At 56.1% G+C, this 22,718-nt stretch carries 17 protein-coding genes; 7 read left to right on the top strand and 10 right to left on the bottom strand.

The genetic code is table 11. From position 1 onward, the window contains the following. Window positions 1-117: 117 nt before the first annotated feature. The gene (locus tag ABIC79_RS15000; RefSeq protein WP_037032752.1) at window positions 118-1,023 is read left to right on the top strand and encodes a LysR family transcriptional regulator; all 906 of its coding nucleotides are present in this window, start codon (window positions 118-120) and stop codon (window positions 1,021-1,023) included. A gap of 4 nt (window positions 1,024-1,027) precedes the next feature. Here ABIC79_RS15000 and exoX read toward each other — a convergent pair whose 3' ends face one another. Continuing rightward, window positions 1,028-1,690 carry an exodeoxyribonuclease X gene (exoX, locus tag ABIC79_RS14995; protein ID WP_013578051.1) on the bottom strand — a complete coding sequence of 221 codons (663 nt, stop codon included), beginning with the start codon at window positions 1,688-1,690 and terminating at the stop codon, window positions 1,028-1,030. A gap of 388 nt (window positions 1,691-2,078) precedes the next feature. Here exoX and ABIC79_RS14990 point away from each other — a divergent pair, with 388 nt between their 5' ends. From ABIC79_RS14990 to ABIC79_RS14965, 6 genes are read left to right on the top strand one after another with little or no spacing between them, the layout of a single operon-like run. Beyond that, complete coding sequence (locus ABIC79_RS14990) at window positions 2,079-3,233, top strand: mandelate racemase family protein (protein WP_037033211.1); 1,155 nt, start codon at window positions 2,079-2,081, stop codon at window positions 3,231-3,233. A 51-nt stretch (window positions 3,234-3,284) separates the two neighbouring features. Next, window positions 3,285-4,928: an ABC transporter substrate-binding protein gene (locus ABIC79_RS14985; protein ID WP_370461740.1), complete on the top strand. Its 1,644-nt coding sequence runs from the start codon at window positions 3,285-3,287 to the stop codon at window positions 4,926-4,928. Between the two features lie 41 nt (window positions 4,929-4,969). Then, window positions 4,970-5,986, top strand: a complete 1,017-nt coding sequence (locus tag ABIC79_RS14980; RefSeq protein ID WP_112151590.1) for an ABC transporter permease — start codon at window positions 4,970-4,972, stop codon at window positions 5,984-5,986. Next, window positions 5,983-6,888: an ABC transporter permease gene (locus ABIC79_RS14975; RefSeq protein WP_112151460.1), complete on the top strand. Its 906-nt coding sequence runs from the start codon at window positions 5,983-5,985 to the stop codon at window positions 6,886-6,888. Before ABIC79_RS14980 ends, ABIC79_RS14975 begins: the two co-directional genes overlap by 4 nt. Beyond that, on the top strand, window positions 6,860-7,726 hold the full coding sequence (locus ABIC79_RS14970; RefSeq protein WP_112151589.1) for an ABC transporter ATP-binding protein: 867 nt from the start codon (window positions 6,860-6,862) through the stop codon (window positions 7,724-7,726). The genes ABIC79_RS14975 and ABIC79_RS14970 overlap by 29 nt, the downstream gene beginning before the upstream one ends. Before the next feature lie 24 nt (window positions 7,727-7,750). Beyond that, the gene (locus ABIC79_RS14965) at window positions 7,751-8,521 is read left to right on the top strand and encodes an ABC transporter ATP-binding protein (protein WP_134705459.1); all 771 of its coding nucleotides are present in this window, start codon (window positions 7,751-7,753) and stop codon (window positions 8,519-8,521) included. Between the two features lie 43 nt (window positions 8,522-8,564). Here ABIC79_RS14965 and tssG read toward each other — a convergent pair whose 3' ends face one another. The 9 genes from tssG to ABIC79_RS14920 form a co-directional block, all read right to left on the bottom strand. After that, entirely contained in the window at window positions 8,565-9,650 is a 1,086-nt protein-coding gene (gene tssG / locus ABIC79_RS14960; protein ID WP_121019980.1) for a type VI secretion system baseplate subunit TssG, read from the bottom strand. After that, window positions 9,614-11,389 carry a type VI secretion system baseplate subunit TssF gene (gene tssF / locus ABIC79_RS14955; protein WP_121019869.1) on the bottom strand — a complete coding sequence of 592 codons (1,776 nt, stop codon included), beginning with the start codon at window positions 11,387-11,389 and terminating at the stop codon, window positions 9,614-9,616. The genes tssG and tssF overlap by 37 nt, the downstream gene beginning before the upstream one ends. After that, window positions 11,389-11,922, bottom strand: a complete 534-nt coding sequence (tssJ, locus tag ABIC79_RS14950) for a type VI secretion system lipoprotein TssJ (RefSeq protein ID WP_354567643.1) — start codon at window positions 11,920-11,922, stop codon at window positions 11,389-11,391. Before tssJ ends, tssF begins: the two co-directional genes overlap by 1 nt. Then, entirely contained in the window at window positions 11,909-15,277 is a 3,369-nt protein-coding gene (locus ABIC79_RS14945) for an ImcF-related family protein (RefSeq protein ID WP_354567641.1), read from the bottom strand. Before ABIC79_RS14945 ends, tssJ begins: the two co-directional genes overlap by 14 nt. Further along, window positions 15,270-16,682 carry a KPHS_23130 family T6SS system protein gene (locus tag ABIC79_RS14940; RefSeq protein WP_240966973.1) on the bottom strand — a complete coding sequence of 471 codons (1,413 nt, stop codon included), beginning with the start codon at window positions 16,680-16,682 and terminating at the stop codon, window positions 15,270-15,272. Before ABIC79_RS14940 ends, ABIC79_RS14945 begins: the two co-directional genes overlap by 8 nt. Beyond that, window positions 16,679-16,933 (bottom strand): PAAR domain-containing protein, encoded by a 255-nt coding sequence (locus ABIC79_RS14935; protein WP_121019871.1) that lies wholly within the window; start codon window positions 16,931-16,933, stop codon window positions 16,679-16,681. Before ABIC79_RS14935 ends, ABIC79_RS14940 begins: the two co-directional genes overlap by 4 nt. Before the next feature lie 68 nt (window positions 16,934-17,001). Continuing rightward, window positions 17,002-17,748, bottom strand: a complete 747-nt coding sequence (locus ABIC79_RS14930; protein WP_121019872.1) for a T6SS immunity protein Tli3 family protein — start codon at window positions 17,746-17,748, stop codon at window positions 17,002-17,004. Between the two features lie 12 nt (window positions 17,749-17,760). Then, complete coding sequence (locus tag ABIC79_RS14925) at window positions 17,761-19,878, bottom strand: T6SS effector phospholipase Tle3 domain-containing protein (RefSeq protein ID WP_121019981.1); 2,118 nt, start codon at window positions 19,876-19,878, stop codon at window positions 17,761-17,763. Continuing rightward, window positions 19,878-22,388 (bottom strand): DUF2345 domain-containing protein, encoded by a 2,511-nt coding sequence (locus ABIC79_RS14920; RefSeq protein ID WP_121019873.1) that lies wholly within the window; start codon window positions 22,386-22,388, stop codon window positions 19,878-19,880. Before ABIC79_RS14920 ends, ABIC79_RS14925 begins: the two co-directional genes overlap by 1 nt. Window positions 22,389-22,718: the final 330 nt, after the last annotated feature.

The raw sequence follows: 22,718 nt of genomic DNA, 5'->3' as shown, positions 1-22,718 counted from the left end.
GATATTGAGTCAGGTAACTATACCGGCTGGTAATATAGTGCGGAAGACGCAGCATCTGCACTTAATACCTGCACCAAACGCCTTCTCTCATTATTGCCGTTGCGTTACTCTGTTCAGATGACTGAACCCGATCTGAACTTACTTATTGCACTTGATGTGCTGCTGGCTGAAGCAAGTGTAGCCGCTGCTGCCCGACGTCTGGGATTAAGCGCCTCTGCCATGAGCCGTACACTGGGTCGCCTGCGCGAAACCACCGGCGATCCGCTGCTGGTGCGCGCCGGACGAAATATGGTGCTGACGCCTTATGCCGAAGAAATCCGCCAGCGCACCCGGAATGTGGCGTTTGAGGCGCGCGCCCTGTTGCGGCCTTCATCAGCAGATTTCAATTTAGCCAGACTTGAGCGTACTTTCCTGATCCGTTCCAACGATGGTTTTGTGGTGGCATTTGGCGCGGCGATGATTGCCGCCGCTGCGCAGGTGGCCCCGTCCGTATGTCTGCGATTTATGCCAAAACCGGAAAAAACCTCAAATGCCTTGCGGGAAGGGCGGGTGGATCTTGAGATTGGTGTTTTAGGCGAAATGGGACCGGAAATTCGTTTGCAAACTTTGTTCCGCGACAGGTTTATGGGCGTGGTGAGAAAAGGTCATCCGCTGGCGCTTAAGAAAACGATTACCGCACACGAATACGTGTCGTTCGGGCATGTTGTCGTTTCACGTCGCAACAACACTTACGGACCTGTGGATGACGCGCTGGCCGAAGTCGGGCTGAAAAGGAAAATTGCCGCCGTCGTGCCGGGTTTTTCCGCCGCCCTGGCGATTGCGCAAAACTCCGATCTGGTGGCGCTGATCCCCGCGTCATTCCTGATTGCTGAGCCAGACCGGTTATATGCTTTCGAACTGCCGCTGGAAACCCGTGAAATCACGATTTCCCAGATGTGGCATCCGCGTTCAGAAGTTGACCCTGCGCACCGCTGGCTGCGGCAACTGGTATTGGGAGTGTGTCGTGATAAGGTGACGCTGTAACGCGTTACTCTACCTCCAGATAATGCCTGAGTGTCATCCGCAGGTCAGGCGTTAATTCTTTGATGTTATTCAGCATCCAGCGCAGGTACATCGGGTCGTCTTCGGCGATTTCAGCAATTTTTCTGCCGCGATATTTCCCAAACATCATGGTGCTCACCAGCGCAGGGCGGCCGGTAATGGTCACCATTTCTTCCGGTGTCCAGCCGGATTCATCCATGATGCGGATAAGTAACGCGGCGGTGATGTAGCAGTCAAACAGCGCGCGGTGATGATGCAGATCCGCAGGCGTTGCCACGTCCAGCTTGAGGGATTTGTACAGCGCCATGTTGCTGTATTTGATCCCCGGCCATAAACGGCGGGAAAGTTTCACGGTGCAAATCCAGTCACCCGGCATATCGGGTAGCATACGCTGGTCAAAGCTGGCGTTATGGGCCACATAATATTGGCTGCCGTGATAACGCGGAATGATCTCCTCAATCCACGGTTTGTCGGCCACCATGGCCTCGGTAATTTTGTGGATGGCCATTGCCTGATGGCTTATCGGCCGGTCGGGGCGCACCAGATCACTCATCGGGTTGACGATTTTCCCGTCTTCAATGTCGACCGAAGCCACTTCAACCACGCCGCCTTGTAATCCACAAGTTTCCGTATCAATAACGCGCAACATATTCCACTCCGACTGGTCAGCAAACACCTTCTAAAAACGTTAGCCTAACGGATTGACTTCCTCGTGCCCACTTTTCTCATCACAAAGTAAAGGCCGCAATATCCCCCTACATCCCATCCGTCTATTTCCTGTACAGATCACACTTCCCCTCACTTTCGTGAAAATGCTCACATTCCGTCGTGCAGATGCCCAAATCTACCGGCAAATTTTCGGCTTTTAGCCGTGGAAATGCGTCACCAAACTGGCTAAGTTCAATAATGAAACGCTATTTTATTATTGTTGGATTGCGGTTTTAAAGAAGTGTGAGTGTGCTCACACTGCTGAATGGACGCGCAATGACGAAGCGCTCTGAAGGGCGTTAACTCTCTCAGTAATGGCAGGTATCGCTGTGAAAATAAGTTCTGTTGAAGTCTCTGTTTTTACTTATCCGACCCGTCGCGTTTCTGACAGCGCGGGTCATTCTCATCCGGGTGAAGAAAGTCAGGCGAAAATGGCCATGTTAACGATCACCACTGACGAAGGTGATTGCGGGTATTCGTTCGCACCGCCTGAAGTGGTGCGTCCGCATGTGGTGAACGCATTTTTCAGGAAAGTGCTGATAGGCCAGAACCCGTTCGACCGCGAACGCCTCTGGCAGGATTTGGTTCACTGGCAACGTGGCAGTGCGCATCAGCTGACCGAGCGGGCACTGTCGTTTGTCGAGCAGGCATTGTGGGATCTTATTGGCCGCAAACTGAATATGCCGGTGCACAAACTGCTGGGCGGTTTTCGCGAAAAAGTCCCGGCTTACGGCAGCACCATGTGTGGCGACGAACTGAAGGGCGGGCTGTCGACGCCGGACGAATTCGGGCAGTTTGCCGAAAAACTGGTGGCCCGCGGTTATCAGGCTATCAAGCTGCACACCTGGATGCCGCCGGTGGCATTTGCGCCGGATCCGAAAATGGACATCAAAGCCTGTGCCGCCGTGCGTGAAGCGGTCGGGCCGGATATCGAACTGATGCTCGACGGCTATCACTGGTACAGCCGCAGTCAGGCGCTGACCATCGGTAAGGCGCTGGAAAAACTCAACTTCGCCTGGTTCGAGGAACCGATGGAAGAAGAGAGCATGGCTTCTTATGCCTGGCTGGCGGAAAACCTGTCTATCGACGTGATCGGGCCGGAAAGTCTGGGTGGCAAGCACCACAGCCGTGCGGACTGGGTGAAGGCCGGTGCCTGCGACATTTTACGCGCCGGTGCCAACGGTGTCGGCGGCATCTCGCCGTGCATGAAAGTCGCCAGTCTGGCGGAAGCTTTTGGGATGGACTGCGAAGTGCACGGCAACGGCGCGGCGAGTCTGGCGGTGGTCGGCGCAATCCGCAACTGTCGCTGGTACGAACGCGGCCTGCTGCATCCGTTCCTGGAATACGACGAACCTGCTGCATACCTGAACAGCATTGTTGACCCGATGGATGAACACGGCTTTGTTCATCTTTCTGACCGCCCCGGCCTCGGAGAGGACATTAATTTTGATTACATAGAAACCCATACCGTCAGCCGCGACTGACCTGCGGGCAGAAAAAATAATAAACCTCTGACTCTACCCGGAAGGTACATCATGAACTCTGGCAAACCGTGGGGCGCATGGCTTTTCGCGCTCCTGCTGATGACGGCTGGCTGGACGGCGCAGGCAAAAACGCCGCCCGACCAGCTGATCATCGGCATGAACATGAATAACCTGTTAACACTCGATCCGGCAGCGATGACCGGCAATGATATTGTCGGCATCGTGGTCAATCTCTATGACCCGCTGATTGAGCTTGATCCGCAACAACTCACCAACGTGCGCCCCGCACTGGCGACCTCGTGGGAGGTCAACGACGCCCGCAACCTCATCACGTTTCATCTGCGCGAAGGCGTGAAATTCCACTCCGGCAATCCGGTGACTGCTGACGATGTGGTGTGGTCGATGCGCCGCATTCTGCATCTCAATCTGGCACAGGCCTCGGTGTGGAAATCCTACGGATTCAGCAAAAAGAATGTCGATGAGATGGTGCGTTCGCCGTCTCCCGGTATCGTCGAAATTCAGTTACCCAAACCCAATGATCCGAAACTGGTGATCTACTCGCTGGCCGCGCTCGGCAGCGTGGTGGCGCTGGACAGCAAAACCGTGCAGGCCCATGAAGTGAATGGCGACTGGGGTAACCGCTGGCTCACCACCAACGAAGCCGGTTCCGGGCCATTTCGTCTCGACAGCTGGCAGGCGAAAGATGTGCTGAACATGAGTCGCAATCCGCAGTACTGGCGCGGTGAACCGAAACTGTCGCGCGTGGTATTCCGTCATTTTCAGGAATCCCAGACGCTGCGCCTGATGATTGAAAAAGGCGATCTGGATATTGCCAATAACATGGCGGTGTCTGATGTGAAAGCGCTGAGCCACGACCCGGCCATGCAGGTCGATCAGGTGAAAAAAGGCACCATTTATTACGTGGCGATGAGCATGAAAGAGCCACATTTCGCTAACCCGAAAGTACGCGAAGCGGTGCGCTATCTGATTGATTACCAGGGTATCGGCAAGGCGCTGATGGACGGTTATGGCATCGTGCATCAGCGTCCTATCCAGGTCGGTATGCCTGCCACGTTGCCGGATCCGGGTTATAAGCTGGATATCCCGCGTGCCAGAACTTTGCTGGCGGAAGCCGGTTATCCCGACGGTTTTGATACTACGCTGCGGGTACTGGCCGATCAGCCTTTCCTCAATATCGCGATTGCGGTGCAGTCCACGCTGATGCAGGCGGGGATCCGCGCCAAAATCGTTACCGGTACCGGCAACCAGATTTACGGCGCGATGCGTGAACGCAAGTTCGACATGCTGGTCGGGCGCGGCGGCAGCGGCGTGGAACCGCATCCGCATTCCAGCCTGCGTGCGCTGGTTTACAACCCGGATAACAATGACGCGGCACGGCTGACCAATTTTCAGGGCTGGCGCACCGGTTTCTATGACAAACAGCTGAATGCGGATATCGATCAGGCGCTGCTTGAGCGTGACCCCGAGAAACAGAAACAGGAGTATTTCGCCATTCAGCAACGCTACGACGCGCTGATCCCGGCGCTGGTGCCGCTCTCGCAAATGGTTGATTCCATTGTGGTGCGCAGGGACGTCAAAAACTACCTGCCGCATCCTTCTGCCACCACGTTCCTGCGTGACGTCTGGAAAGATGAACCTGCTGACGTGCAGCCAACCGGAGGTAAAGGGTTATGACCATGCAAATTCCGGCTCCTGCTTCAAAGCAAACGGCGCGGATGTCATTCCCTGCCGGGCGCATTGGCAAACGTCTGGTGCAGGTAGCGGTCACGCTGTTCGGACTGCTGCTGCTGACGTTTTTTATCGGCCGCGTGATGCCGGTGGATCCGGTGCTGGCGATTGTCGGACCGGACGCCGACCACAGCACCTATGAGCAGGTTTACCATCAGCTCGGCTTTGATAAACCGCTGTGGACGCAGTTCGGTATTTACCTTTCCGGGCTGGCGCATGGCGATTTGGGCAATGCGCTGCTGACCGGTAAACCGGTGACGCAGGACATTCTGCGCGTGTTCCCGGCCACCATGGAACTGGCGACGCTGGCGATCATTCTCGGTGCGGGCGTCGGTATTCCGCTCGGTGTGCTGGCGGCGGCAAAACGCAACAGCATCGCGGATTATGTGGTGCGCATCATCAGCCTGGCTGGCTATTCCACCCCGATATTCTGGGTCGGCATGATGGGCTTACTGGTGTTTTACGCCTGGCTGGGCTGGGTCGGCGGTGCCGGGCGGCTGGATTTCAGCCTCGACGGACAGGTTACCCGCCACAGCGGTTTTATGCTGATCGACGCACTGATCGCAGGCAACGGGGAAGTGTTTCGCAACGCGCTTAATCATCTGATTTTACCCGCGTCACTGCTCGGTTTTCACTCGCTGGCCTACATCAGCCGCATGACCCGCAGTTTTATGCTGGCGCAGCTTTCGCAGGAATTTATCATCACCGCCCGCGTGAAAGGGCTGAGCGAATGGCATGTGCTGTGGAATCACGCGTTCCGCAACATTCTGGTTCAGTTGCTGACTGTGGTGGCGCTGGCATACGGCTCGCTGCTGGAAGGCGCGGTGCTGATCGAAACGGTGTTTTCCTGGCCGGGCTTCGGTTCGTATCTCACCAGCAGCCTGATGCTGGGCGATATGAATGCGGTGATGGGCTGCGTGCTGGTGGTGGGTATGATTTTCGTGGTGCTGAATTTGCTCTCTGACCTGCTGTATCAGGTCTTTGATCCGAGGACAAAAGTATGACGATTTCCCTTGATTCCGTCACGCTCAGCGCGGGCGACGAAAAACGTCAGCGTGTGAAAAGGGCGTTTGGCCGGGCGGGCCATTTTCTGTGGCAGATGGCGTGTAATCCGCTGACCGCCATCGGTGGCGCGATTGTTCTGGTGCTGATGATTGTGGCGGTTTTTGCGCCGTGGATCGCACCGTTTCACCCGCTGGTGCAGGATTTAAACAATGCGCTCAGCCCGCCGTCGGCGGCGCACTGGTTCGGCACTGACGAGTTTGGCCGCGATATCTTCAGCCGTCTGGTGTATGGCTCGCGTATCACGCTGTACATCGTGTTGCTGGTGTCGGTCACCGTCGGGCCGCTCGGTTTGCTGCTTGGCGTTACCGCCGGTTATTTCGGCGGGAAAACCGACATGGTGCTGATGCGCGTCACTGACATCTTCATCTCTTTTCCGAGTCTGGTGCTGGCGCTGGCATTTGTCGCGGCACTCGGGCCGGGGCTGGAACATGTGGTGATCGCCATTACGCTCACCGCCTGGCCGCCGATTGCGCGTCTGGCGCGGGCCGAAACGCTCTCGCTGCGACAGGCTGACTTTATCTCAGCGGTACGTTTGCAGGGCGCGAGTCCGGTGCGGGTGTTGTGGCGTCACATTGTGCCGCTGTGCCTGCCGTCGGTGATCATCCGTATCACCATGAATATGGCGGGGATTATCCTGACCGCAGCCGGTCTGGGTTTCCTCGGGCTTGGCGCCCAGCCGCCGGATCCGGAGTGGGGCGCAATGATATCAAGCGGCCGTACTTACATGATGGAGTGCTGGTGGGTGGCGACTATTCCCGGTCTGGCGATCCTGATTAACAGCCTGGCGTTCAACTTCTTAGGAGATGGCCTTCGTGACATTCTCGATCCCCGAAATGACTGACGCTCCGGCGTTACTCGATGTGCAGGATTTGCACGTCAGCTTTGTGAATGGCCGTCAGGTCACGCAGGCAGTACGCGGCGTGTCTTTCCAGCTCGGGCGCGAAAAACTGGCGATAGTCGGTGAATCCGGATCGGGTAAATCCACCGTGGGGCGTGCGCTGCTGCATCTGCATCCGTCGAAAGCGCGTATCACCGCCAGCAAAATGCAGTTCGCCGATGTGGATTTGCTGCACGCCAGCCCGGCGCAGATGCGACAGGTGCGCGGTAAGCGGATTTCAATGATTATGCAGGACCCGAAATATTCGCTGAATCCGGTGCTGTGCGTCGGCGATCAGATTGCTGAGGCGTGGCGTTCGCACCACAAATGTTCCTATAACGATGCCAAAAGCAAAGTGCTGAACATGCTCGACGTGGTGCGTATCCGCGAACCTGAACGTGTATACGGCCTGTATCCGCACGAGATTTCCGGCGGACAGGGGCAGCGCATCATGATCGCGATGATGCTGATCACTGACCCGGAAATGGTGATTGCCGATGAGCCGACCTCGGCGCTTGATGTGTCCGTGCGTTTGCAGGTGCTGGCGCTGCTTGATGACCTGGTGAAAACCCGCGGTCTGGGGCTGATATTTATCAGTCACGACATCAATCTGGTGCGCAGTTTTTGCGACCGCGTGCTGGTGATGTACGCCGGGCGCATTGTCGAATCCATTGCCGCAACCGATCTGGATAACGCGCAGCATCCGTACACCCGTGGTCTGCTGAACGCGTTGCCGGACATGGATAACCGCCGTTATCCGCTGCCGGTGATGCAGCGTCAGGCCAGCTGGCTGACCGATTAAGGAGCACGTATGCCACAGAAAACGATGATAGACGTGCGCAACCTGAACCTGAGTTTCGGTGAGGGCGCGAAGACCACGCAGGTGCTGACCGATGTCAATATCGCTGTGCGTGAAGGCGAGATTTTCGGGCTGGTGGGCGAATCCGGTTCCGGTAAAACGACGGTGCTGAAATGTCTGGCGGGATTGTTTACTCACTGGCAGGGCGAGCTGGAAATCGACGGCCAGCAGCTTGAGCACCGCATTGGCCGCGAGCGTTGCAGACTGGTACAGATGGTGTTTCAGGATCCGTATGGTTCACTTCATCCGCGCCACACCATTGGCGATATTCTGGAAGAACCGTTGCAAATCCACCGTATCGACCAGCGGGAGCAGCGGATTAACACCATTCTGGAAAAAGTGGGTCTGAACCGCGCATTTCGCAGCCGCTATCCGCACCAGCTTTCCGGCGGTCAGCGTCAGCGTGTGGCGATTGCGCGGGCGCTGATCCTTAAACCGCGTGTTCTGCTGCTCGATGAACCCACGTCTGCGCTGGATGTTTCCGTGCAGGCGGAAATACTTAATTTGCTGTTCGATCTTCAAAAAGAGGAAGGGTTGACGTATCTGATGGTGACACACGATCTGGGGGTTATCGCCCATCTTTGCCAGCGTGTTGCAGTAATGAAATACGGCAAAATCCTCGAAACGCTGGACACTGATGCCTTGCTGCGCGGCGATATCCGGGATGATTACACCCGTGTGCTAGTCGATGCCAGCCGTGACTACAGCCGGGAAATGGCGGCAAAAGTGATGTTATAGGAAGGAGAAAAGGCCACTGTAGCGGCAGTGATGCAGCGGCCTTTTACCTCTTATCCCTGATCCTGCCCAGTTTCATCGTCACCTGCTCCGGCATTTTATCCAGATTATCTTCCCGCAATCCCAGCACCACGTTGTAACCCGCGAACAGAGTGCGATCGCCCAGACGCGGCAGCGGTGCGAGCTTCATCGGAATGGTCAGCGTCAGGCTGGCGTCGTAGTCACACCCCAGATAGACGCGCAGCAGGGTAAAGACGTCTTCCCGCAACTGACCGCCGGGCAGCCAGCCGTTGGCCTCAGTTGGGTCTTCGGTAAACATCTCCACGCCAATGCAGTAGTTGGCATCCGAGGTTTCACTGCCGAGAACCAGATGATCGCCCAGCCGTTGTTGCTCTGAAAAAGAGAATCTCGCACGTTTGCCGGCGGGCATCCGCGTGACCTTATGCGGTTTTACGGTGACCTGCGTGTTGGGTGCCTGCGAGCGGATCACGCTGGTGATACCTTCCGCCGTGCGGGTAGTTCTGACCAGCGGCTGCAATAACGCCAGCAATCGCGAGGCGGGCACGTCGCCGCTGTCGGTGATGCCGGTCAGGGCCATCAGGCTGCGCGACGTTTTGTCGGTCCCGCCTTCCTCAAAGGTGGCGGGATAATTGTACTTTCGCCAGATGCGGTAAAACTGCGTCATCATCCGGTGGTTGAAGATGTCTAAAAAGGCTTCCAGCGCCTCGTGACCTTCGCGTCGCTGGGTGATGTCATCGATGTAGCCGGTCGGCAGCGGCGAATCCACGCCGTACAGCCCCATGAAGGTAGTGCGCACCGTCGGCGGCGCGTCCGGGCGTTCTTCGCTCGTTTCGACGGCTTTAAGCTCGCTGACCGGAAAACCCATCCCCGGATGCGGACGAAAACGCACCGCGTCATTTTTCGGCGAGAAGGTGCTGCCTAACGGTTTATTATCCGAGAGCTGTTTCTCCAGCAACTGGCAGAAACGGTAGAAGTTAAAGGCGTGCGCCCGGTCGTTCCCGTCCTTGTCCCGCCAGAATTCCTTCAGGACGTTCTCTTTCTTTTTTACATCGTCATCAAAATCATCTGGCATCATCAGAACAACACCCGCGTCAGGCGGCGTTCCGGCCATGCCCATTGTGTCCCGGACTGACTGAGCGTGACTGTCAGCTGTGTGAACCGGCGGATATCGGCGTACTGAGTGTAGAACTGCTCCAGGATCTCGCAAAACAGCAGGGCATCGCCCTGGCCACAGAACTGATGTTCATCCAGCGTTACGCGGATAGCCACGCCGTGCCAGCCTTCGGCAGGATAATGAGAGGGCGTATACTCTACGTGCGTAATACCCATAATGCGGCGCGCGTTGTCCGGGTCATGCGTCCAGTCCAGCAGGCTGAGTGCGTGACGCAGCGTGTCGGTTTCCATCAGCCCTGCGATGGCCTGCGGATGCAGCAGCGCCAGCACCTGCCACTGATAAAGTTCAGCGGTCGGCGGGTAATGCGGCATGGAGGGCCGCGTGCGGGTCGCACACTTCAGCTCAAGATTACCCGGGGCAGTCTCGCCGTCGAATACGCTCTCCTGTAACGCCATGCGCGGCCAGGCACCGTTGGTGCAGGTCATGTTCAGCCGCATTTTCAGGCCGTTCTGCGCCTCGTGGGTGCGTCCACCGAGCATTAAAATGGTCTCGTTCAGTCCGGAAGGACCCCGGTACATGCGGGTGTGGTAATAACGGTCGGGCCAGTTTTTCTTATACTGGAGCATGCCGCCTTTCTGGCGAAACTGGCTGTAGGGCACGTAGCTGAATTCGGCGTTGTCTTCGGTCACTTCCGCGACGTCATTGACCGCATAGATTTCAGTGTGGCCGTCGCTGAGGCGGTGCGGTCGCAGGCGGTAATCACTGACTGCGGCGGTCACGGACAGCGGCTGGGCCAGCAGGCGGAACAGGTTGATCACCGGCACGCAGTGCATGCGGATGGCGTCCGGCGGCACGGCCAGATCGTATGGCCAGCGTTCGCTGAGCGTCACCTCGATATCAAACGAGGTGGTGTCCGGCGGAAAGGTCAGGGTTTCCAGCCCGCGCAGCTGCATAAAGAAATAACGCGCCGGTGAAGTGAAATATTCCAGCCACGGGCGCACCTCGCCGCACAGGGCCGGACTGTCGCTCTCCGGCCAGATTGAGGCGTCGTTTTCTGCCTGCCAGCGTGGCACAAACTGCACGTCTACTGGCATCAGCTCTGTCGATTTCTGCCAGAACCGCACGTTCACCCGCTTCACCTGACGGCTGAGGGCCAGATACAGCGCTGACTGCAGCACGCGGTCGCCGTTGAGATACAGGCTGATGTTTTGCCAGTCGGCGCGGCGGATTTCAGTGAGGGCGGGCAGGGTGAAGCGCAGTTTCAGCGCCTGCTGGCCTTCCTGCAGGGTGAATAACGAGACGTTATCAAGCGCAAACGGATGGACTTTCAGGTCGCGGGTGGTGCGATAAACGCAGCGCTGACGGTCGTTGCCCAGTGGCTGGGTTAACAGATCGCTTTCAGCGGGCAACACCTCTTCGCGCACATGCAGCTCCGGCGCGACCGGTGTCAGTTCGACCACTGCCGTGGAGGGCAGCGTGCGGTTGATCACCGGCAGCAGGTGCGAGAGCAGAGGCTCAGTCAGCTCGGGAATATCGTCATCTATCTTCTGACGCAGCTTGGCCATCATCAGCGAAAAGCCCTGAAACAGCCGTTCGACGGAGTCATCGCGCGGTACCGGACTGCCGTCCAGACCTAACGCGCGTCCCAGCTCCGGGAACTCTTTCGCAAACTCCAGCCCGGCTTCCTTCAGGTAGCGCATTTCGCCGTCAAAATATTTTAAGAAATCGTCTTCCATTACTGATTTTTCCTGAGCTGCAGCCGGTTGTCATTGAGCTCAACGATCCGGTCTTTACTGTGATCGAGGTCATTACGTTCGAGAACCAGCCGCCAGGTGTTGTTTGTGGCATCCGGTGCCATAAAGAGGGCCACCACGGCGACAAACTTTGCGTCGGCATGCAGCGGCACGGCCACCGTCGCCTCTGCGTCCGGCATCACCTGGACAACCTGCCGGTCGAGCAGGTCAGCGGCCAGCACGGTGTTGTCCTGCCTGAGCAGGGCGGCGTAGCTGGCCGTATCAAAGGTTTTACGGTCTTTGAGCTGATAAACGCGAACCACCGTCGGCAGCGCCTCGCCGCCTTCGTTGCTGTTGAGCGCGGCGCGGGAGGTCAGCTTCAGATGCAGGGTGTCTATTTTACGGTAGAGCACGGCCTCTGCGACCGCAGAGGCGCCGCTTCCCACGCGCTGCGTCAGGCCGCAGCTGCTTATCAGTAAGGGCAGTAATAACAGCACGGTGCCGCGTCTTACTCGCTGGAAATTATCGGGCGTCATGGCGCGTTGTGTCCTCCGCATTTTCCGTGGCCAGGTCCGGAGAGGTAAATATTTGGGCCGGCAGCTTAAAGCGTCGCAGGGTAAGCAGTTCCAGCGGGCCGCCGCCGCTTTGGGTGCGTAACACCACGTTTAGCGTCTCTTTGGTGGCGGTTTGCCAGCTCAGGCGATAGCGGCTGCTGTCGAGCTGTTCAACCTGCGCCTTATCGAGTAAACGCAGCCAGGCCCAGCCGCCGTCCGCCTGAAAATAGCTCTGGAAGGCGTCGGCGCTTTTCCCTGATGCCGCGACCGGTGAGTACGTCAGGGACACCTGCGGGTGATCGCTTGCGGCGTCTGGCCAGCGGAACGTCTGCCAGCCCGGCAGCTGGTTAAAGTACTTCAGGGTGGCATCGTCTATCTGCAGGTCAGTTTCGACTACGTTGCGGGTCGGGCGGATCTGGAGCTCAAAGGTCACGCCGGGTTTACCCTGCGGGAAGACGCGGCGGCCGAGTTGGCTCAGCTGGTTAACCGCGCTGAGGAAGTCCGGGTTGATGCTCATTCCCTGGGTGTTGAGCGGGTCAGGTACCCAGCTGTCACCCTGCTTTTCCAGCACGCCGGCCAGTTGCCGGGTAATAAACTGGTCAATCAGGCCGGTATCCGGCGTCAGGTAGTGAGCCAGTTGGGTGAAGTCGGCGTCATTTTTGGTGTTATCGAACGGGTAGCGTCCGGTAAATTCCGCCTGCCACGGGTTCTGCACCTGAACCTGCCAGGCGCTGTTGATCCCCTGCTGTGCCGGAGTCATCACGCCGTTCCACGCCTGTTCCAGCGGCTGGACAAACGCAGCGTCGGCAAAGCTGCTCCATTCGCCACCCAGGCTGGCTGCCAGAAGCTGCGCGTAGTGACGGCCCTGCGACAGCGTGGTGTCGCTGTTGCTGAAGGCGGATTTGACCAGGCTTTGTGCCATCGCCTGCGGGTCGGAGGCATTGGCCACCTGCATCAGCTGTAATCGCGTTTGTGACACCTGCAGCAGGTAGTTGCTGACGGAGACGCTGGCGGTATTCTGTGCAGCAGGCGTTTCACCTGCCGCCGGGGTTTCCGGCGGTAACACGGCCAGCAGCGGGGCGAAGGTCTCGCTCAGCACGCGGGTCGGGTCATTGCGCCCGCCGGCGAATCCGGCGGGCGGCGTGGTTTTCGACACCAGCTTTTGTGCCGATTTCAGCAGGGAGTCCCCCATCGCTTCGCGGTGCTGACCGGCCGCGCCCTGATAACGTAGGGTGCGGCTCAGGGCCAGCAGCGGCGACTGGCGGGCATCGGCCAGCTGGGTCAGCTGATCGAGGGAGGTGCTCAGCGAGTCGCTGGTGTTCCAGCGGATGCTGTTGAGGAAATTGAGCCAGGCGCTGGTGTAATCGGCAAAGTAGCGTTCGGTCAGGCGGTACTGCAGCTGGTCTTTGGTCAGCAGCTGTTGTTCGCCTTTATCATCCAGCACCCAGTCGGAGGTGACGTGGCGTGCCGCAGCCGCTTTATCAATCGCGTCGCTGACTTCCCCCTCCCAGGCTTCACGGGTGAACATGCCCGGCAGGTTGTCATCGGTGGAGAACAGCTGACCGCCGGCGGTTTCCCCGAGCAGGCTGTCGAGCGTGACGTCGGCATAGTGCGGCGACACGCTCAGCAACACCTGCTGATACAGCGCGTTTTCGCTGTTGCTGATGCCTTTCTGACTGCGCAGGATGGTACGCACGTTGGCCACCAACTGGTCATCGGCGGGCAGCTTCCACTGCAGATGGCGCGGCAGTTGCTGCAGATAAAAGCCGAGCAGTTTGTCTGAACGGGCCAGCCATTCTCCGGGAGCCACGCCGTCCGGCACCGTCCACAGAGGAGACAGCACCGGTTGCATAAAGGCCGGGTCGGCGTGTTCAGGATGCAGCAGCATCAGGTAGGCTTTCAGCTGCTGATAGGCCAGTTTCCCGGCCAGACGTCGTTCGGCAGAGCCTGGCGGCAGGGACACAAACGCCTGCAGCCGGTCTTTCAGCGCGTTAACCATAGGCGTTAACAGCAGCGCCTGACTTTGCCGGGTATAGGCGGGCCACAGTGCTTCGATCACCGCGTCGCGCTGATCGAGACCGAAGCGGTGCAGCCACGGCGAGCCGTTTTGCTGCCACCACAGCAGGCGGTCAATGTTGTCCTGCAGGGCTACGCTGCGGGTCAGCGTGTCGGACATCGGGGCCGGCGTGCGGGCCGCCTGCAGCAGTGCCTGGCTGTCGGCGATAAGCGTGCGGTTGGCACAGGCAGATATTCCCATGCCGAGTACCCACAGCCCCGCCAGCGTCAGCGTGCCGATGGCCAGTTTGTCACCGGTGGACAGGTGGTCGCGGCGACCCTGCTGCGTCCGGCTTTGCGCGATAACGCCGTTCCAGGCGGGGGACAAATAGCAGGCGTGGGAGCTTTGCTGAACAGAAGCTGATTCAGGGGCAGCAGGCATAAAGAAGATGCCGCCGGCCAGCACGCGCTGATGCTCACCGAGCCACGGCTGAAAACGCTGCCTGAGCAACGCGCCGGTGTGGTGTTTCAGATCCCCTGACAGCTGCAGCAGCCAGGCCCAGTGTTTGTTCTCGCTCAGCTGCGCAACGCCCTGCGGGATGAGCGAGGCGGCAAGCTGACTGAGCTGGTCATCAAGTGAGACCGGCGTGCCCGCCGGCCAGTGGCAGCCGATACTCTGCACCGGGCGGTCGTCCTGTTCCCACTGCGGCTCACTCAGGCACACGCCAAACACCGGCGGACGCCAGCTGAGGGTGTGCCCGAGCGCGATAAACTGCCGATAGACGGTGTCGCTGTTGCCGGCCGGCAGGGTCTGATTAGGCACCGGCTGCGTAGTCCACAGGTATTCCGGCGCAGCCGTCACATCAGTGACCCACAGCACGGCGTTAAAGGCGCGGCGCCCGCGCATGTCGCGCAGCTGCGTCACGGCAGCCAAATCCAGCGTGTCAGCCTCGCCACACCAGATAAGGACGGCGTTCTGGCTTTCCTGCCAGCGCGCCTGCGTCAGGCCGGGGGCGATTTTCTCCACCACCGCCGCCTCACCGGTGACCAATAGCCACGGCTGTTTGTGTTTCCAGTGCCAGCCATAGCGGTGACGCAGGGTGAAACGCAGGGTATCAAACGCCGTGATGCGCGCGTCGTCCTGTGTCTCGGGCGGGCGGTTAAAATCGAGCAATTCCAGGGCGAAGGCGTAGCGGGCCAGCAGAAAATAGCTCAGCAGGATGACGCCGGTTGCCCACCAGGCTACGCCGTGGGTGAGGGTTTCCCCGTCGGCGTTCAGCCACAGAAGGCTCAGGGCCAGGGCAAGCATCACCACCAGCATCAGGTGAAGGCTTTTAGTCATGACGTTGTTGTTCCAGCAGGTGCCATTCCACATCGAGCCACTTACGCCATAAGCGCAGTGCCAGAGGGACAGAGAAACTCAGTAAGGCTGCGACCACCACCAGTCCGCCACCCAGCCAGGGCAGCATGCCCATCTGCGTATCACGATCGGCGGGGAGTAATATCAGTGCCAGCATCACGGCCACGATCCCCGCCAGATAGGCCAGCGGATAGCGTGAAATCGTATCGACAGGCATGTTCACGGGCGCAGCAGGTTGGGTGCTGAGCTGAACCAGGCTGATGGACTCCTCAGACTGTGCAGCGACCAGCTGGCCGCGCTGGCCTAAATCGCATCCCTGCGCCGCGAGGCACAGGGCAAGCCAGAAGGAGGCCGGACTCGCAGGGCCTAACAACAGGGACAGATCGTGACGCCCCTGTGCCGGCAGCATCACGTCGTGTTCATCCAGTAAGGCCAGCAGGGTGCCGCGCTCACGGCTGTGCAGCCTGGCATCCCACAAATGGCTCAGACGTTTGGCCTCGGTTTGGCCGGCGGCAAGAAATCGAGGGAAGTCTGCATCGAGGTCGTGCGACTGTGTCACCAGCGGGCGGAACAGGTATACCGGTCGGAAAGGCGGGGCTTTTATCACCGGGCCGGAAGACCTCTGGAAGAGCAGGGCGGAGCTGCTGGCACTGGCCTGGCTTTTGCCGTCAAGCAAATGCAGGGCAATCACTAGACGCGGGATGGAAATGTCTTCATCACACCAGTTGTCCAGCAAAGCAGCGTCCGGGGCAATGCTCTGCCAGTGTATGTTCTCAGTGGGCAGGCGTTTTTTTAATTTGGCAGACCAGTACTGTTCGACCGCGCTTCTGGCCTGTTCTTCCGGCGTATTTGCATACAACCATATTTCGATAGAAGACTGCGCACGCAACGTCTCTGACAGTGGTTCGAGCGTCTGGGAGAGAATATCTTTCAATGGGGATTCCCCCAGTTGCAAAGGTTGCACGGGGATGATTTCTGCCGGTTTCGCCGGGGCCTGCGGCGGCTGACCCTCCAGACCCAGTTCCCGGCTGGCGATATCCGGTTCCGGCGTCAGGCAGTGAAATGCCACCAGCCGCAGAGACCGGCGTCCCCAGTGCTGCCAGTGAGCATATTTGCGGTCAATAAACAGATGTCGCCAGTCAGTCTCACGCCGGACCTGTAAAGCCGCACTGAGCACAAAGGCCATCACTGCGCTGGAAACCAACACCGGTAACAGTAACAGCCAGAACCAAAACCGCAGGTTGGTAAATCCACGCTGAACCGGCCAGGTGAAAAACAGTGCGATGGCTGCCAGTGCAATACAGGCTGCCGGTACCGCTAACCACCACCAGCCAGGAAGTTTGGGTAAGGCGTTGCGGGCCATCTGCGGAAGATGCCAGTTCATCATTGTGCTCCGGCGTTCGGCAGGGTTGTTTTGAGAGTGCAACCACACTGCGCAACACAACCGTCAACAATCACAGCTTTGCCGTTCATTTTCCAGGTCGGATGCCCCTGATTCACAGGCACGGTGCCATGTTGAGAACAGCTGACGGTATCACCGGCTAACATCACCGGTTTACCCTCAAAGATGGCACCTGACGCTGAGCTGACTTTGCCACCGTGAGTATGGGGATCGCCTAGGCGAATGACACCTTTCATTACTTATACCTTCCCTGATAGCAGAATGTTCGCACGCTGTGAGCGAGACGCTTCGCAAACGCACTATTTTATTTTGATGTCAGCCCTAAATTTGGGTCACAGCGCATATGATCCCAGCCGGTATAATTTTTGACTTCGGGCACTTTATTGGGTATGCCTTGAAAATTGGTTTTATAAGCCAAAATTGACCATGGTTTTGGGCTTTGCACTGAATTCCATGAAAGGTAATTCTCACCCCATTTCCCTCCACCGTATCCAGGTGCAATGTGATGATTTTGTACAAGCCCACGTTTTGTCGTGATGGTATAATCAATACCGCTCCCTCCAGGCTCAAGGCGTGGGTCATCAAAGGGTTTGGAACTCATGTAAATATCACCAGCTTTAGTCAGCATAAAGCCCTGATCGTTAACTACTGTGAACGACTCAATTTCCTCACGTTGCGGATGGTCGTCTTTGTATCTTACAGCCCCCCCTCCAGGTGAAAAACTTGCACCATCCCACGTACGTCCATAGTCTTTTGAAATGGCAAACCCGCCTCCTTCATATGAGGTAATTGCAATATAGCGTTCAGAAGGATGAACAAATTTCTTGGTGAAAATCCGGTACCCATCTGAAACATCATAAATCTGATGTTGGATACCTCGTTGAGTATCGATATACCGTAATCCCCCCTGACAGTTGAATCCTGTCAGTTCCAGATAACGATGATCATCAAACCGATAGACAACTTGCGTTGGAGGGGACTGAGGTGCTGCCCGGCATGCTCCGATGTTAATTACCAGAATAAGCATTCCCGCCATTTTAAACGTTTGCATATATCTTCCCTGTCAGACCTGAGGTTTGGGCACATCCCACTGCAAAAGCTGAACCGTTGTATTTTCCATATCACGATGATTGCCAGGCTTAACCATCTGGCGGGAACCATAGTCGTTAGTCACTCCGAATTCTTCCCCAAGCGGCATACCTTTTTCTCGCTCTGGTTTATTCATGAATTGCTTAATATGTTCATAAGGAAGAAGGCCTTTTTGGTAATAATTTTTTTCATCAGAAATAGGATTTTCTGCTCTTCGCCAATCAGCACGTAAAAGCAACCTCTCCCAAAACTCCTGGTTTTCAAATGCCTCACATTGTCCGATCGCTAAGTCGTAGACCATTGCATGGGACGGGGCTTTATCACTGGCGACAATCGATGAATGCTGGCTGTAGGAAACATCCATTTGCACCGCAGCAGTTAACTCATCATTTGTCATTTCCCGCTGGAGAATCAGCTGCTGAAATGAGTCTCTGTGTCCAGACACTATTCCTGAAACAAACTTTTTAGGGGCATACGTGGTATTCAGCTCCTCCAGCTGTTCCGGACTTAGAACGCTCCCGTTTGACCTCATCCCATAAAAGAGCGGGCTATTGGGTACATCAACCGTTTCCGGGATAAATTTCTCCGCTTTCATTGCTGCTTTGGCTATCTCAGGGTCGTTACCGGCCATTTTGGCTTTATAGTTATCTTTACCCTGCGCCATTAGTACAAACTGAAACGGCTCAGGTAGTACCGGCGCGTTGATAGTGACGTCGGTATAGGAATAGCCAGTATCTTTAGAATCATCAGCCTGACGTGGTGGCATTGTGTAATGGAAACCCGTTTTGTCACCGACCCAAACATCTTTGCAGAAAACACGTTGATAGAGATTGTCGCCCAGCTGTGCCTTAATTTTGTCCTGAATACCTCTCCAGCCAAACCCCTGAATCGGTGACATGGATACCACCTGGTCATTAGGGCAAAAATAGTTATAAACCCGACCAAAGTTATTGCGGTTATAAAGGGCACTTTCCCAGATAGTTTCTTTTGCCTTTTTAGCCAGGCAGCCTGTATCCATTATTTTTTGAATATAAGCACTGTCATGTGAAAGGTTGCCCTGCGGTGCATTTGGATTCTTCGCCATCAATTTGCAGAAATGAGCAAAGGTCTTTTGTCGCGCATCACTGGTTTGCTGGTTACCCGGCATAAAGTTTTCCAGCCAGCGATTTTCCAGTGCATAAGGGGAGTGATTAAGGATTACACAATCAGCGGTAGGATATCCTTCAGCTTCAACCCACATATTGGCCAACATGGTGATTAGAGTGCCTTGGCTATGAGCCACTATATTTATTGTATCTAACTGCGTATCTGGGTTCTGCCGTATATCAATAATCAGATCAGCCAATCTTCGTGCTGCATAAGCCTGATAGATGCGGTGCGGGTTCTGATAGATTGGATGGCTCCAGTCCTTATTGTTCAAATTGAACGTTTCAGTACGCGACATCAGTTTCCCAATCATGGCCAGTATCGGCCCTGCGGCTCCCGGACCAAACATATCCGGGATATTGGTGGTGGCGTTCGCAAACGTACCGCCACCTTTAGCGGATAAAGGATCCAGCCAGTTATTCAGATTGTCGATTTTGGCATTGTTATGCGCCTTCAACTTTTTCTGGTCGTTTTCACGGTAGGTATCGTAGGGTAAGTCTGCGTCATTACCCTTTTTTAGCAGCTCGGATTTATAGCGTTTCTGGTCTTGCACAAATGCATCATGATCGACCGGCTTATATCCCCAGTAAAAAGGGATCACTGGTGAACGGTTAACGACACCAACACATGTCTGATCCTGCACTGTACAGGTTTCTGTTGTGATATTTCCGTCTGCGTCGGAAATCATAAAATCATACTGTTTCCACTCATGATGATGCATATCAGTGCGGCCAAGGCGCGTGTTAAGTCCGGCGCAAATACCGACATCCTGATTTTCGTAGGCTTCGCCCACGTCATTGACCCCATGTACCAAAATAACAATGCAGGGCAGCGGAGGCTGTACACCGCACTCCTGTATCAGTGCCTTCCCGGATGTGACTGGACGACAAATATCACCTTCTGAAAGAAGCTTTGGATTACGAATGTTAGAGCATGAATCAGCCATCATTTCACTCCCTTGATCAACTCAATGGCGACATTTTCCAGTTCGCTCATTTGCAACAGAGAGGACTCACCGTTTGTATCGGTTATACCCTCAGAGACAGAGCCATCCTGGCGATGAACCCGGAACTTTTGGTTCTTGAGAACATGCGATGGGTCACCATTGATATGTAGTTTGTACTTCACACCAAAGTCCCCCTGATTAAAGGTTGGCATCGCCTGCTTCACGCTGTCCCCACCCTGATACTCCAGTACCGGTGATTTTTGGGTAATACGGGTCGGTGCCAGTTCTTCGATCGTTCCATCCTTAATGCGGATCCCAGCCCCGCCACACATCAGCAGCAGCTCTTTTTTGGCGTTAAGCACTATGCGGCCGTTGGTACTGGTGATCTGCATGTCCTCGAAGGAGGTCAGCTCCATCTGGTCTTTTTGCGCCTGTAGCTGCACCTTTCCTGCAGCGGCGATGAGCTTGATGCCTAACTTGTTCGCAAATACGGAGAACAGTTCACCGGCGGCAACTGAGAAGCGACGGAATACGCTGAAACTGACATCCTGGCCAGCGGTGGCCACCAGATTCTTACCTGCAGTTTGTTGGATCGTTTTCGGCGTGGTGTGCGCAATACCGGCATCGCCATAGACGACGACACCTGGCTGAGCGAGTTTGGTGAGGTCTGTCTTGAGCAGCTCCTGATCGGTGGTTTCTGCCGGAGACGCCTGAGCGATATCGGCGGTACTCTTCAGGGTTTTGGCCAGAGCCAGGGCTTTTTCAAGCTGGGCAATGGCGGCATCCATATCCAGTTGCTGTCCCTGAGCACTGTTCTTCGGCTCGGTAGAAAGCAGCACGCCTTTACCGCCGCGAACGGCAACATAGGCATCAGTTCGCAATTCTGCGCCTTCACCTCGTTGCTTTCTGGCACTGTCCACCAAGTGTCCCAGACTGAGCTGGCTCTTACCTGAATGTACCGTGCTGATTTTTATATGTTCTTTGCCCCGCTGGTCCTCAAGTCGAATCTTATTTCCAGAAGGAGTGCGTATGACGTTCCGCTTATAATTCGGTAACGCCACATGATCCGGGTGCGTTGAATCATGCAGCGCACAGGCGATATAAGGCCGGTCAACGTCGCCATTTTCGAAGGCAATCGCCACGCCGGTGGAATCCAGCAGCGGCATATGGAAGCCGCAGGTATCACCGGAATACGGTTTCGCCAGACGTAGCCAGCAGCTCTCAAAGCCTTTCTGCCATTCGGTGCGGTCGAAACCAAACTGGGCGCGGTACAAACCGTCGGCGTTGATGTGGGCGTAAGGTTCGTCCGGATGCGCGCTGGAGATACGGGCAGGCAGCGTGCCGGTGACGGTCGGCCACGGCAACAACGCAGGGCGGTACGGATGCTGAGTATTACGCGGAACCGCGGTGAAGGTGACGAAATACGCAGTATCGCGGGCGACGTTTTTAGAGTTCGTGGAGACAATCAGGAGACCGTCCAGCGCTTCCGGCCAGTCTTTGTCGGGCGTGGTGATGACCATCCCCGGACGCAGCGTCATACAGTTAGATTTGCCCTCAAAGGTGACTTGCTCACTAAGGTAACGTTCCTGACGGCGTTTGGTGTACCACATGCCCTGTCCGGGCTCGTTGCTGAATTCCTTGCCCGGCTCGGGATAGTACTCACCCCAGCGGTAATCTTCGGCGACCAGCGCCGGATAATCGGGATTGGTCTCCGCTGTGCCGGTCATATCACTTTGCGCGGCAGGGTAGTAATCGTCGTTAACCGTGACAGATTTCGGGATTGATTTACGGCTAACCGACATGTCCCAGACTGATTCCAGGCCACCGTCAAACATGCCCGCCGGGTTGCGGAACGGGATGGCAACGGATTCAGGCCAGGCGTATGAATGGTCTGCCAGAACCATCACGTCGCAGTTGTTCTCTTCGTCATATTCGAAGAAGTAGGAGATACCGCTATCAGCCAGGCGTCGCGCAATATGGGCGTATTCGCTTTCACCAAACTGCATCATGAATTTTTTCAGCGGGTACTGGTCATTGAGCGCAAACCGAAAATCCAGCCGGTCCATGTTGTAACGCAGGAAGGTGTTTTCGGTCATGCTGATCACGCTGTCGTTCTGGTAAATCGCGTTGTTGCTGCCCTGATTTAAGCGGGTGACGCGGTGCTCCAGCGTGGCGACGTAACGGGTTTCATCAGCAGAAGTGCTGCACTGGCGAAACTGGGTGATCACACCGGGGATAATGCGTGGCTTAACCGATTCCCACGGCTTGCCGTCGGGGTACATCAGAAACAGGGCGGTATAGTTGATGATGTGCCGGGCGGGAATGTCTTTCACCGCGCTGGTAAACTCAATCTCATAGCGCAGAATATCGCTGATGGCCTCGCTGCCGCTGAATTTGAGCACAGAAATATCAACGCCGGGCTGTTGGGATTCCAGTCTTTTAAGACGCAACTGGTAATGGTTGTGGATCGGTAATTTACTGCCTGCAAGAATATATTCCTGAATGCTCATTTTTAATTCCCTTTGACACAACGCAGCATATGGCCGGTTAATCGACACCCTGTTTACTGGTTATGAAATGAATCCATTGTGTTAAATCATTGGCGGTATGAATGAAAATATAATTTGACTTAAGTTGAATTTAAAGATCGCGCAAGTCTACTTAAAAATCCCCAAAAAAGAAGTGATATATGTTCAATAATTAAAAGTAATGGCTCTGGCAAGTATGCCTGAAGGCTGTGATTTGTATTGCCGGGTTTTTATAATCATTTTCTTCTTATTAATTCAGGTTATTCATTTTCGTTAACGTAATGCCAGATAAGTGCCGGCGCAGCGGCTCAG

Source organism: Rahnella sp. 2050 (assembly GCF_040544515.1).
In the GTDB taxonomy this organism is placed as follows: domain Bacteria; phylum Pseudomonadota; class Gammaproteobacteria; order Enterobacterales; family Enterobacteriaceae; genus Rahnella; species Rahnella aceris.
This window is presented reverse-complemented; position numbering and strand designations above follow the sequence as displayed.

Coding starts and splice junctions, on each gene's coding strand:
- ABIC79_RS15000 (WP_037032752.1), top strand. CDS start 118: ATGACTGAACCCGATCTGAACTTACTTATTGCACTTGATGTGCTGCTG.
- exoX (WP_013578051.1), bottom strand. CDS start 1,690: ATGTTGCGCGTTATTGATACGGAAACTTGTGGATTACAAGGCGGCGTG.
- ABIC79_RS14985 (WP_370461740.1), top strand. CDS start 3,285: ATGAACTCTGGCAAACCGTGGGGCGCATGGCTTTTCGCGCTCCTGCTG.
- ABIC79_RS14980 (WP_112151590.1), top strand. CDS start 4,970: ATGTCATTCCCTGCCGGGCGCATTGGCAAACGTCTGGTGCAGGTAGCG.
- ABIC79_RS14975 (WP_112151460.1), top strand. CDS start 5,983: ATGACGATTTCCCTTGATTCCGTCACGCTCAGCGCGGGCGACGAAAAA.
- ABIC79_RS14965 (WP_134705459.1), top strand. CDS start 7,751: ATGATAGACGTGCGCAACCTGAACCTGAGTTTCGGTGAGGGCGCGAAG.
- tssG (WP_121019980.1), bottom strand. CDS start 9,650: ATGGCCGGAACGCCGCCTGACGCGGGTGTTGTTCTGATGATGCCAGAT.
- tssF (WP_121019869.1), bottom strand. CDS start 11,389: ATGGAAGACGATTTCTTAAAATATTTTGACGGCGAAATGCGCTACCTG.
- tssJ (WP_354567643.1), bottom strand. CDS start 11,922: ATGACGCCCGATAATTTCCAGCGAGTAAGACGCGGCACCGTGCTGTTA.
- ABIC79_RS14945 (WP_354567641.1), bottom strand. CDS start 15,277: ATGACTAAAAGCCTTCACCTGATGCTGGTGGTGATGCTTGCCCTGGCC.
- ABIC79_RS14940 (WP_240966973.1), bottom strand. CDS start 16,682: ATGATGAACTGGCATCTTCCGCAGATGGCCCGCAACGCCTTACCCAAA.
- ABIC79_RS14935 (WP_121019871.1), bottom strand. CDS start 16,933: ATGAAAGGTGTCATTCGCCTAGGCGATCCCCATACTCACGGTGGCAAA.
- ABIC79_RS14930 (WP_121019872.1), bottom strand. CDS start 17,748: ATGCAAACGTTTAAAATGGCGGGAATGCTTATTCTGGTAATTAACATC.
- ABIC79_RS14925 (WP_121019981.1), bottom strand. CDS start 19,878: ATGGCTGATTCATGCTCTAACATTCGTAATCCAAAGCTTCTTTCAGAA.
- ABIC79_RS14920 (WP_121019873.1), bottom strand. CDS start 22,388: ATGAGCATTCAGGAATATATTCTTGCAGGCAGTAAATTACCGATCCAC.